At 59.2% G+C, this 12,406-nt stretch carries 9 protein-coding genes; 4 read left to right on the top strand and 5 right to left on the bottom strand.

The annotated features are described in order from the left end of the window. The 4 genes from WBP53_RS06280 to WBP53_RS06265 all read right to left on the bottom strand — a co-directional run. A partial coding sequence (locus WBP53_RS06280; RefSeq protein WP_423927037.1) for a cation:proton antiporter occupies positions 1-1,026 on the bottom strand: 1,026 nt, incomplete at its 3' end. Between the two features lie 301 nt (positions 1,027-1,327). Next, positions 1,328-2,137 (bottom strand): hypothetical protein, encoded by an 810-nt coding sequence (locus tag WBP53_RS06275; RefSeq protein ID WP_423927035.1) that lies wholly within the window; start codon positions 2,135-2,137, stop codon positions 1,328-1,330. 430 nt (positions 2,138-2,567) lie between these two features. After that, positions 2,568-4,172, bottom strand: coding sequence for a tetratricopeptide repeat-containing sulfotransferase family protein (locus WBP53_RS06270; protein ID WP_423927033.1), 1,605 nt, complete (start codon positions 4,170-4,172; stop codon positions 2,568-2,570). A 166-nt stretch (positions 4,173-4,338) separates the two neighbouring features. Next, a complete protein-coding gene (locus tag WBP53_RS06265) occupies positions 4,339-4,770 on the bottom strand; it encodes a hypothetical protein (RefSeq protein WP_423927031.1) in 432 nt (143 codons plus the stop codon). A gap of 111 nt (positions 4,771-4,881) precedes the next feature. Here WBP53_RS06265 and WBP53_RS06260 point away from each other — a divergent pair, with 111 nt between their 5' ends. The 3 genes from WBP53_RS06260 to WBP53_RS06250 all read left to right on the top strand — a co-directional run bounded on the left by WBP53_RS06260 (position 4,882) and on the right by WBP53_RS06250 (position 10,703). Continuing rightward, positions 4,882-6,606 (top strand): DUF1800 domain-containing protein, encoded by a 1,725-nt coding sequence (locus tag WBP53_RS06260; protein ID WP_423927029.1) that lies wholly within the window; start codon positions 4,882-4,884, stop codon positions 6,604-6,606. 4 nt (positions 6,607-6,610) lie between these two features. After that, a complete protein-coding gene (locus tag WBP53_RS06255; protein WP_423927027.1) occupies positions 6,611-7,987 on the top strand; it encodes a DUF1501 domain-containing protein in 1,377 nt (458 codons plus the stop codon). A gap of 103 nt (positions 7,988-8,090) precedes the next feature. Continuing rightward, a complete protein-coding gene (locus WBP53_RS06250) occupies positions 8,091-10,703 on the top strand; it encodes an Ig-like domain-containing protein (protein ID WP_423927025.1) in 2,613 nt (870 codons plus the stop codon). An 85-nt stretch (positions 10,704-10,788) separates the two neighbouring features. On the opposite strand, the gene WBP53_RS06245 is transcribed toward WBP53_RS06250, so the two are convergent. Next, positions 10,789-11,907, bottom strand: coding sequence for an alkane 1-monooxygenase (locus WBP53_RS06245; protein ID WP_423927023.1), 1,119 nt, complete (start codon positions 11,905-11,907; stop codon positions 10,789-10,791). 112 nt (positions 11,908-12,019) lie between these two features. Between WBP53_RS06245 and WBP53_RS06240 the strand changes: the two genes are divergently transcribed. Further along, a partial coding sequence (locus WBP53_RS06240) for an AraC family transcriptional regulator ligand-binding domain-containing protein (RefSeq protein WP_423927021.1) occupies positions 12,020-12,406 on the top strand: 387 nt, incomplete at its 3' end.

Below are 12,406 nucleotides of genomic sequence, written 5' to 3'. Positions count from 1 at the left end.
CCCCAGGGCAGCCACTGGCGCACCAACGGCAAGCAGCCGCGCAAGCAGGGCAATGAACACGGTGCCGACCGCGGCAACTGCAACGTTCGGCGAGTAGGGAATGACCAGCGCTTCCATGCCGATCAATACGAACAACACCGAGTTGAGGATTTCATCAAGCAGCTCCCAAAACATGTCGAGATGCTGGCGGGTCTTGTCCGACATGGCGCGCGCGCGGCCATGATTGCCGATAACCAGTCCAGCCACGACCATCGCCAGCGGACCGGAAACGTGCAAATGGGTCGCCAGAAGGTAGCCACCGAGAACCGCGGCAAGGGTCAACAAGACCTCTTCCTTGTAGCTGTCGATGCCCTTGAGCAGCCGGTAGGTGATATAGCCGAGAACGAGGCCGAAGATGATGCCGCCCCCGGCCTCGTGGAGCAGCAGGATTCCAACCTGCCCCGCGGATGGCACTTCACCCAGGGTGATCACGCCAAGCAGGATTGAAAACACGACGACGCCAACGCCGTCATTGAAGAGGGACTCACCGGAGATCACGAGTTCGAGGTTCTTCGGCGCACCGGCAGACTTGAGAATGCCCATTACGGCAATCGGATCTGTCGGCGAAATCAGCGCGCCGAAGACCAGGCAATACAGGAATGGCAATTCGATGCCGGCGATCGGCAGGAACACCGAGATGCCGTAACCGACGACAAGAGTGGAAACCAGCGTACCCACTACTGCGAGAAGGCCGACTTGCCAGCGGTAGGCTCGCAACTCGCTCAAGTCCACGTGCATGGCGCCCGCGAAAAGAAGCACCGAAAGCATGCCTTCCATGAGCACATCGGAAAAATCAATCGAATGCAGCAGGGAAACTTCAAGGTCGTGAAGCTGGCTGAATCCGAGCTTGTCCAGCCCCACCAACGCGAGCGAAAGTATCAAGGCGATCGCCATCACACCGATCGTCGTCGGCAGTCCGACGAAACGGTGATTCACGTACGCCAGCAGTGCGGTCAGCACCAGGAATATGACGGCAATCTCGAACACGCCTTCACCTCGCTTCGTTCGCCGCCCCTCCAGTACGGCGACATGGTCGCGCTATCCGATCAATCGATCGCTGATGGAGCCGGGTGCAGCCCAGAGTGCTCGAAATGCGGCGCCTTGCCAAGCTGCTTCGATGCGAGGCTGAAGCGGCCAGTAGCAGGTGCATTCCCGGGGTTGAGGAACAGGTGCAGCACGAACATCGGGCACACGGTCTCGAGCCATCGCTGTTGCCGATGAAAACTCGCAAAAAAAAACCGGGGGCCGCGATGGCCCCCGGTCGATATTTCGTTGCAGCGAGCTGCAATCAGAGACGCGAACGACGGCGCAGACCAAACATGCCGAGCATGGCCAGACCGAAGGCTCCAAACAGCATGCTCCACTGTCCGAGGGTCGGCAATTCCTGGACTGGACCCAGCGGAATATCGCCACCGCCACCACCACCCACGACACCGATAAGCTGGAACAGCAGGTCAGGATTTGTACCGCCGCCCACTCCACAGGTGATCACCGGTGTAAACGTGGTGCAACCCGACGCGAAACCGTCGCCCGGATTGACCCAGACCGACTGGTTGCCGGTCTGCGTTGTGCGATTCGACCAGAAAACCTGTCCGTTCGTGCCGAAATTGACGTCTGTCTGGACGGCAAGCCAGTAGGTACCCGCAGCCAGTGAGCAAGGCGCTCCCAGCGTGATCGTAGTGTTCGTAGCGGTGACGTTTGCAACGGCGGCAGGCGCACTGCAGCTAGTCGTTGCCGACGGAACACCACCAGCATCCGTGTAGATGTTGACCTTCGCTGTCGTCACAATCGGCGTACCGATCGTCGACACCAGATTCACCGTATCGATGGTCCAGCCACCAGCAGGTACCACGAAATCATCCGCGCCTTCAGCATCGTAAGCGTCGTAGGAGGATTCGAAATTCTGATTTGGAACGCCATTGCCTGCTGCGTTGTCGGTCTGGTCATACAGGACGACCGATCCACCGTTGGGAGCCGGAAAGTTTGGCTGAGCGACGGGAGACACGCTGCTTGTCTGCAGGTTTGCGGCGCTGACACTGGACATGGCGAATACTGCAGCGGCGATGCCGCTTGCAAGCACGCATTTGCGATTGATCATTAGGTAATCCCCAGATTGATAAACACGCTCCGCGAGCCCCAGGTGCAAGGCGCGGATCAAAGAGACGCTGGCACAACATCACCGAAAGTAGCAAAGTGTGACACCGTCCGCAACAAGTGCGGCCCGACAAGCAGGGCATACGCACTCATCCGAGTGTTTGTCCGGTTCTCCACGAGGGGCGCCACCACGTTCGTCGCAACGATCACGTCACGAGGCTTTTGTCGGCTTCAGACTGAGCTGTCGTGCGCGTTCAATCATGCATGTACAGGCAATGCTCATCGAACGGTGCTCCTCGACAAACCAGCCATCGAACCCCTTTCCCCTGCGGACTTCTTGCAAAACCCGTACATGGAAGCGGATTTGGCAACGCCACGATGCGTTCCGTTGGTGCGGTTGAGCACGGCTGCGCGCATCCCCACCGCCCCCGAAATCAGGTTACCTGTGCAAGCGCTCTTCTGAACTCGTCCAGGGCAGAGCCGTAGCGCTCTGAGCGCGCAGTGTCGCGACGCAGCGGCTGCAGAACCTGGGCGGCGCTGGCCGTACGCACGTTGCGCTTGATTTCGTGAAACCGGAGGCAGGCCGAATCAAACGGCAATCCACAGAATTCGAGCAGTGATCGTGTCGTGGCTTCGGGCTCGTCAAGCAAGGTCTCGTAGACCATGTTGTGGACTTGCCCCGGATAGATCTCGACCCAGTGGCGACAGAGGCGGTCAAAATCACGCCAGTAGGCGACAACATCATCAATCGCGTAGCTGAATTTCTGCCCACGGGCAAACAACTGAATGAAACAGGCGAGACAGTTTTCCAGGGGATCGCGGCGGCAAACCACAATCCTCGCCGCTGGCAGCATGGCGAGTGCAGCAGCAACAGATTGCCAGTTCGCCAGGCCCTTGTCGGTGAAGCGCGGACGGTTCGCTCGCCAGCGTTGCGTGCGAGCCAGATAGTCTTTGCCCAGACGCTCCCAATCTTCCTCAGTCGCATCGTTGAACCAGACCGAAAACTCGACGCCGCGACGCTGAGACTCTTCATTGATCACGGCAGGAAGGTCAGGCAGTTCGCTGGCCCCCTCGATCTCGGGATGAGCGGCCAGAATCTGCTCGGTCAAAGTCGAGCCCGAGCGTGGCAGGCTGACGATGAAAATGACCTCACTACCTTGCGTCTTTGGTGCGGTAGCGACCGGGGGCTGCGCACAAGCTTCCAGAATGGCGTCAATTCCCATCGAGAACTGCGCGGAATCCCAAGGCATCTGGCGACGCTTGCAGCGATTGGCTTCGCTCAAGGCAGCAAATGATTTCTCGTACTGGCCGTTGTCCTCGAGGGCCTTGGCCAAAGTGAACCCCATGCGCACGCGGTCGTCATCGTGCAAGGAGCGTTCGCGAAGCAACCTCTCAAGCTGGTTCGCCTCGCCGAGACTCAATGGCACGGTCTTGATGTTGGCCAGGGAGAACCAGGCCTGGGCGTTCAGGGGATTCAACCGCAACGCATCACGAAATGCCCTGGCGGCTTCATCGATCTGTCCGAGCGCCTTCAACGAATCGCCAAGCACGATGCGCGCAGGCACGTGGGCGGGTGAAAGTTCAAGCGCTCGCTGCAGGTGCGGCAAAGCCATCTCTGGCCGAGCCTGCGATTTCAGTGTCTTGCCGAGGTTGAACCACGCAGCTGCCAGGTCTGGATCAAGTCTGGTTGCCCGATCAAACATTTCAATGGCACCCTCGACATCACCGGCGGCTCTTAGCGAGCTGCCGAGATTGTTGACGATCAGCACGTCATCGGGCGATTCCGCAAGCGCTTCACGCAAGATCTCCACCGCCTCTTTGTAGCGCCCTTCAAGATGCTTCAGGACGCCTTGAAGTCGGAGTACTTCGGGATGACTGGGGGCGAGCACGCTCGCAGCCACGAGACTTCGCTGCACATCCTCGAGACGGCGCTGTTCAATTCCCGCTGCCGCTTGCTCGATCATCTTCACGATTGGCGGGGAAAGGCCGGAAAGACGCTTGCGCCAATCCGCCTTGCTGATGCCGGGAATATTTGCCATCAAAGTGATCCGGAAACGGTGGTGTGCCTGTATTTGCCGGCGTGGCGACCGGGCATGAGGCCCGTGCAAACGCGAGCGTCCGCATCAAAGCCCGCAAGAATCTGCTGCATGAATGCGAAAATCGACTCGGGATGATGCCCGAAAACCACGCAACGGCAACAGCCTTTCAGTCAAATCCTTCGGCAAACAGTTCTGGCACCACCCGGATTGACCCCATCATCCCTGAGGTGAAGTGGAAGTCGCAAAAGAACGGGAACTCGCCGGATGACATCAGCATGGAATCGCCCTGCGTGCCGCTTGTGAAGGGACCGATCGGGCTGGCCGGATCAAAGGTTGCCATGCTTCCAGTCACCGTGCCGCCATACAACGGGTGCATGCCGAAATTCGGCAAAGCACGGAATTCAACGCGAGTTGCCTCGCTGACGATCACGCAACGAGGCCGGTAGCGAAACGGATTGGTGGGATCGTCATTGGCGATCCTCACGACGGCTTCGCCGCGCATGTCTGCGAAATCACCATCCTGACAACTATTGAGTGCAAAAGCCGAACTGGAGGAAAACAGGACAATCATCAGCACCATTGGCAACAACCGGAACATGTTGCGATTGCCAGCCACGCGCCTCACGCTGTGACTGGCCTCACATCGCGACACAGGTAATGCCTATAGTGTTCGAGCCCGAGTTGCGGCGAAGCGGACGATGGGGCAGGCATGAAACTTCCACTCTTGCGATTTGCGTTGTCATTGATCTTACTCGGCCCACTGCAACATGTCTGGGCCGGCGATCACGTCTTTGACGCAGGATTCGACCATCGTCAGGAAGGTCCGTATTCGGACGCCGATGCCGCACGCTTCCTGACCCAGGCAACTTTCGGGCCCAACCTCGCAGAAATTTCCCGACTTCGCGACATGGGCTACAACGCCTGGCTCTCCGAACAGTTGACCATGCCAGCCTCGCACCATCGGCCCTATCTCGAGTCCCTGACTGCGGCAGGCGAGGATGTCTATCAGAACGCGCGCCAGGAAATCTGGTGGCAACAAGGCATCACGGCGCCGGACCAGTTGCGCCAGCGGGTGGCTTTCGCTCTCAGTGAATTGCTGGTCGTTTCCGACCAGAGTGGTGCAATCGAAAGCTATCCGACCGCGATGGCCAACTACTACGATCTGCTTGTCGATGGTGCATTCGGCAATTATCGAACCCTGCTCGAAGAAGTGACCCTGAGTCCTGTCATGGGCCACTACCTGTCAATGTTCAAGAATCGCAAACCCGATGCCACTGCGAACATCCGTCCGGATGAGAACTACGCACGCGAAATCATGCAACTGTTCTCGGTGGGGCTGGTGCAACTCAACCCCGACGGCACCGTGCAAACGTCCGCGGGGCAGCCGATTCCCACCTATGACCAGAATACGATTCGGGGCTTCGCTCACGTCTTCACCGGCTGGAACTATGCCAATTGCCCTCGCACCAACGGCGGCCAGCCGTGGGAATGGGAATATTGTCCATCCGGCCCGGTCGACTGGCCCGATCCGGGCTGGGATGCGTGGTGGCTGGTTCCGATGCAACCCTGGGAGAGCTACCACGCCTCCGAAGATTCCAAGCAACTGCTGATCTACCCGGGATCAACCCTGCCCGGCGGCATGCTATCCGCAGGTGGCACCGCGAACAGCGATCTGCAGGCGGCGTTCAACAATATCTTCAATCATCCAAACGTCGCGCCGTTCTTCGCCAGGCACCTGATCAAGCGTCTTGTCACAAGCAATCCCTCGCCAGCCTATGTCGGCAGGGTGGCTGCAGTCTTTGCCAACAATGGTGCGGGCGTCCGTGGTGATCTTGGAGCAACGACCAGGGCCGTTCTGATGGATGCCGAAGCGCGCACGCTGCCTGACCTTGCCAGCAATGGCGGCAAGATGCGCGAGCCTCTGCTGAAGTTGAGTCAACTCTGGCGCGCATTCGATGGCCGTGCCGATGATGGGCGTTACCGTGAGTGGAATACCGAATACTTCCTCGGCCAGGCCCCCCTGCGTGCACCGACCGTGTTCAATTTCTTCCTGCCCGACTACAGTCCGCCCGGCGAGCTTTCGTTGCTGGGACTTGCCGCACCGGAATTCCAGATCACCACGGATACCTCGATCGCCAGTGTCTCCAACGGTCTTGGATACAAGATCTTCTACCAATGGCGTGGCCACAGCGGGCAGAACAGCGAGGACATCGTCGTCGATCTGGGCCCGGAACTTGCACACGCCGCGAATGCAGTTGAACTGGTGGATCGCTATGACCTGCTGTTCATGAGCAGGACGATGTCGAGCTTCATGTTCAACACGCTCGTGACCTACGTACAAGCCATGCCCAACACGACGCAAGGACGACGCCAGCGTGTGCAGGATGCCGTCTGGCTGATCCAGAGTTCCCCCGAATACGCAATCGAACGGTGACGCCATGAAACGACGTGACTTTATCCAGCGCGCCCTGTGCGCGACCGCTTCTTCGGCGCTGTTCACAAGCTTCACCGGCAAACTTTCGCTAGCTCATGCGGCCACCCTGTCTGGCGGGCGCCTGCTCGGCAACGACTATCGTGCCCTGGTCTGCGTGTATATGTATGGTGGCAACGATGCCTTCAACATGATGGCGCCGAGCAGTACGGCGCTCTACAACCAGTATGCAGGAGCACGCGGCGAACTCGCCTTGCCCCAGGCAGAGCTGTTGTCACTGAACCCCAGCGTGGCGCCCGTGGGTGGTGGCAGCTATGGGTTTTCGCCATCAATGCCCTTGCTGCGCGGTTTGTTCAACCAGGCCCAGTCGCCGCTTGCCATCGCGGCCAATGTCGGCCCCTTGCTCTATCCGATCACCAAGGCCCAATACCAGGCGGGTTCAGTGCCGGTGCCTGCACAGCTGTTCTCGCACAGTGACCAGACCGTCACCTGGCAGCGACCAGCGGCCGACGCGCAGAATCGTCGCGGCTGGGGCGGCCGGCTTGCCGACATGTTCCAGGACACCAACCAGAATCAACAGCTCTCGATGAACATCTCGATTGATGGTGAAAACGTTTTCCAGGCTGGCGACGATGTTGTGCCCTATTTCGTGGGACAGAATGGGGCAGAAGGTGTCTCGTTCCTCGAAGACTGGCAGCCACAACGCAGAGCTGCGTTCCTCGCCTTGCGCGATGCAGCCCATGGCAACGCCCTGCAGCGGCAGTACGCGACCATCATGCGTAGATCGATGGATAATGAAGTCATGATCAACGAGGCGCTGGATGGAGAGACGCCGCTTACGACAGCCTTTCCCAATACCCACCTCGGACGTCAGCTGCGCATGATTGCGCGACTGATCAACGTGCGTTCGCCATTGCAAATGCAAAGGCAGATTTTTTTCGTCGGTATCGGCGGGTTTGACACCCACGACAACCAGCTCAACGATCATGCCGCCCAGCTCGCAGAACTCGATGGCGCACTGGCGGCCTTCTATGCCTCGACGGTCGAGATGTCGCTGCAGGATTCGGTCACGACATTCACTGCTTCGGAATTCGGCCGCACGACCAGCGTCAATGGCGATGGCACCGACCATGGCTGGGGCAGTCACCACATGGTATTGGGCGGCGCGGTCAATGGGCGGCGCATTTATGGAATTCCGCCCAATCTCGGTGTCGGCGGTCCCGACGATGCTGGTTGGGGCCAGATCATCCCGACAGCCTCGGTCGATCAGTACGCAGCAACCATTGCCCGCTGGTATGGCGTGCCCCCCGGCGAGATGTCCACGGTGTTTCCGAATATCGGACGATTCGCCACGGCGGACCTCGGTTTCATGAGCCCTGCCTGAGTCCGCGCTTTCTTGCGAATCATCAGCGGTTGGCTCGGTAGCGATGCATGTTCACTCGGGCTCAGGTCCACCCGCAATTCCAATCACGGAGAATCCCTGCGCAATGACTGAATCCTCGCGCCCGAAACCACGCCTGCAGCGGATCCTGCCTGCCTTGCTGGCGACGTTGCTTTGCTGCCACGCAACCCTCGCACCCGCATCCCACCACGAGCATGATGCATCGATGCTCGACGGCCTGCTTGGCGGATTTGTCCCTACGCATACCGCGGTTGCCAGCGGTGCCTGGTCTAACCCCGCCACATGGGCAGGAGGTCAGGTACCTGGTGAGGACGCCGAAGTGCTTGTCGCATCGGGGATCAACGTGACCTACTCGGGAATTGGCAACGCGCGTCTTGATCGCGTGGTTGTCGATGGCAGCCTTCGCTTTGCGCACGACGCCTCCAGCCGGATCGTACTCGATACATTGATTGTTTCCAGTACCGGAACCCTGCAGATCGGTACGACAGCGCAACCGGTCCAGCCATCCGCCAAGGTAGATATCGTCATTGCGGATCGTGGCGACATCAACGTTGCGAATGACCCCAGCCTGACGTCGCGCGGCGTGGTCTCCGAGGGCACGGTGCGCATTCATGGCGCGAAACGCACCAGCCACCTCAAGCTGGCTGTCGATGCACTGGCAGGTGACACCGTATTGCAGCTGGCGTATCCGCCACACAACTGGGAGCCAGGCGACACGATTGTCCTGACTGGTACGCGCTATTCGGGATGGAAGTGGGACAACGCGATTCTGGCCGTTCGCTATCACGGCACGCAGGACGAAGTGCTCACCATTACTTCGATCAACGGCAGCAGCGTGACGGTGGATCGTCCGCTTGCATGGAACCACCGCACTCCGAGAGCAGACCTCAAGGCATCGGTTGCAAACTTCACCAGGAACGTCACGATTTCCACGGAGAATGCGGACACCGTTCCGGTGCATCGACGAGGTCATGTGATGTTCATGACCGCCGATGTCGACGTTCGCTATGCGGCTTTCCACCAACTCGGCCGCACCAACAAGGAAGTGCCTAGTTTTGAAGTGGCCACGATTTCACCGGTCTTGCCCACCAGCAATATCCGGGGCCGCTATCCGTACCATTTCCACAACAATGGGGTGACCGACGCACAGGACCAGAGCATCACCATTGGCAACGCGGTGTTTGGATCCCCGGGTTGGGGTTACGTGCATCACAACAGCAACGCCAACTTCCACGACAACGCCAGTTTCGACACATTCGGTGCAGGGTTCGTCGCTGAAACCGGCAATGAGGTGGGTAGCTGGACGCGCAACATCGCGATCCGCGCAGAAGGCAACTCGGCATTCAATCCGAAAAACGGAAATGATCCCGAGGCTTTCGACATTGGCCGTACCGGCGACGGTTTCTGGTTCCAGGGGCGGATGGTTCGCAGTGTCGACAATATCGCGGCCAGCGTGAACCATGGCTTCGTGTACCTGCATCGAGGCACAGGCATGCTGTCTTTTCCGGGTTCCATCTTCATGCTGCCGGAAGCGCTCAGGCGCAACGGAAACGCTTCGCCGGATGATGCGCCAATCCTGAACTTCCACGGCAACGAAAGTTTCGCGAGTACGGTTGGCCTCTATGTGGTCAAGGCCAACCCGAACCAGCAACACGACATCCATACCCACATGTCGAATTTCACGGCATGGGAAGTCCAGGCAGGCGCAGCCCTCGAATACACCTCGCACTATCTGCTCGAAGATTTCGACGTCATCGGCCTGACTCCCGAATCGTTCCGCCAACCATTTTTCGGAATCGATTTCGGCACGAATACAACCGACATGGTCGTCAATCGCGCACGTGTAACGGGTTTCGAAGTCGGCATCGGCCTTGGCAAGAACTTCACCGCTCCCGCTCCGCCGCCGGAAGCGAATCAGTACGTCGTCATCGATGCGGAATTCTCATCCGTCAACGTGGAATACGAGTCGCTGGACAACACCATCGATCAGATTCTGGTCGGCACGGATCTGGTGCCAAACCGCTTCGAAATAGTGATCAACAATGGGCAACCTCTGGAATACCTGTCGCCGGCGACGACGGCCGGGTCCGGAGTCAGCTACCTGGGCACCAAGACTGATTCCATCGGACCTGCGCCAATACCCGCCGGTACCGATGCGATCGGCACACCAAGCTACGACATGATCGCGATTCTGGAGCAGGACGGCTATTACCGGACGGCGTCAGGTACACCCTACGCAGTTGTAGAGGAATATTTCACCGAAAGAGCCACTGGCGAGATTCACAAGTTCGGTCTGAAGACATTTCTCGGCCCGAATGTCGAGTCACGCCTGGGCGACACGTTCACCGCTTGGGGCAATGCGTTCCTGCGCGGCGTGATCGATCTGCAGAGCCTGCCGCCGGTAGCTTCCGATGACCAGTACGTGACCTCTTTTGAAACCGCCAGGACGATGGCTCTGCTGTCCAACGATTCGGATCCGGACGGCGACCCGCTGGGCATCGATGGAATTGTCCAGCCCAATCACGGCGTGGTCACCGACAACGGCAACGGGACGGCAACCTATCAGCCGGACTTCGGCTTCACGGGCGTCGACTCGTTCTACTACTGGGCGACGGACAACCAGGGCAACTTCAGTCGTGCCCGTGTCCTGATCAGCGTCGGTGGCGATCAGATTTTTGGTGACGGCTTCGACCCCTGAGAAGGGATATTCGTGGCAGCCCCCGGGAAATGGGCACGCGTCGAGCCAGACGACAGGTTGCCGGTATCCACCAACAGACGTCCGCCTAGTCCGGTTGCATGTTGGCGCGGCGAACGTCCCCGTCGTAGTGATCCAGTACGCGGTGATTCATCAGGCCAAACCAGATGCGCGGGAAATGAACCACCGGAATCAATGCGGCATATCCCACCGGTAGCTGCGGACTGTCATCGAAGTGGCGCAGGGTCTGGTATGAGCGACGCGGATTCGCGTGATGGTCTGAGTGACGTTGCAATTGATACAGCATCAGGTTGCTCACGACCTGGTTGGCGTTCCATGAGTGTTCCGGCTCGCAGCGAACGTATCGACCATTGCTGTCCTTGCGCCGCAAGAGCCCATAGTGTTCGATGTAGTTGACGGCTTCGAGCAGGGCTGCGCCATAGAACGCCTGCACGATCAGGAATGGCAGTGCAGCCCAGCCGAAGACAAGCACCAGGGCCGCATACAGTATCGCCGTCATGAACCAGGCCTGCAGGATGTCGTTTCGCGGACTGATCACGGCCCTGCCCTGCGCTAGCAGTCGTGTTCGTTCGATTCGCCAGGCCGATCGAACACTGCCGATAAGGGTTCGCGGAAGAAACTGCCAGAACGTTTCCCCCAGGCGAGCGCTCGCTGGATCCTCCGGCGTGGCAACGTTCTTGTGGTGGCCGCGATTGTGTTCGACATGAAAGTGGCCATAGGCCGCTGGCGCCAGGCTCAGCTTGGACATCAATGACGCGAATCCTCCACGCTTGTGTCCCCATTCGTGGGCGGCATTGATACCGCCTCCACTGACGATCCCCACGGTGATGGCAAGACCCAGCCATTGCAACGGATTCAGCTCTGCCGTGGTCGCGACCCAAACCCCGACAAGCAGGCCAAGCATCTGCAATGGATAGGTCGCCAACAGCAGCCCGCGGTAGTAGCGATCCCCTTCAAGTCCGTCGATCGCAGCATGCGGCGGATTGCTTGCATCGCTGCCAACCCACCAGTCGAGCAGGGGTACGACGCCATAGATCACCACGGCCCCGGTCCACCAGAACCAAGCGGAGCCGCTGACCTCGACCAGTCCATATGCAATCAGGACAAGTGACGGCACTACGAGACTGATCGGCCACCAATAGCGGCGACGATCATTCCAGCCATGTCCGGCAGCGAGCTCGGTCATCTATACGCTCCACGATGATGTTCGGGCCTCATTCTCGCCTCCGCCCCCATACTTGTCTGGTCATTTTCAGCCATGGTAATGTCAATTCCAGCCATTGCCGCGACTGATCTCGATGACTTTCCACTCAAGGACCAGCGCGTTCCTTCCTGCGCGCTACTACGCCCTGCTGGTCCAGATGGTCCAGACACGCGGCCTGGATGCCAGTCAGTTGCTGGGACCAATCGGACTGGATCGCGCCATGCTGGAGCGTCCGCAGGCAATGCTCAGTCCGGCCCAGGCCGATGCGCTGATCGATCGCGCCGCAAGCATGACCGGTCTTGACGACCTTGCGATGCAGCTAGGCCGCATGATCAAGCCCAGCAGCCACGAATACCTCGGCTATGCGCTGATGACCTCGGCCACGCTCGATGAAGCCCTGCAACTCGCATCTCGCTACTGGCGCCTGATTACCCCAGCCTTCCAGCTGAGCCTCGACAGGACTGCCGATGCCGTCCATATC

Source organism: Dokdonella sp. (assembly GCF_049593775.1).
Lineage (GTDB): Bacteria > Pseudomonadota > Gammaproteobacteria > Xanthomonadales > Rhodanobacteraceae > Dokdonella.
The sequence above is the reverse complement of the archived record's forward strand: the minus strand, read 5'-3'. Positions and strand labels throughout refer to the sequence as shown.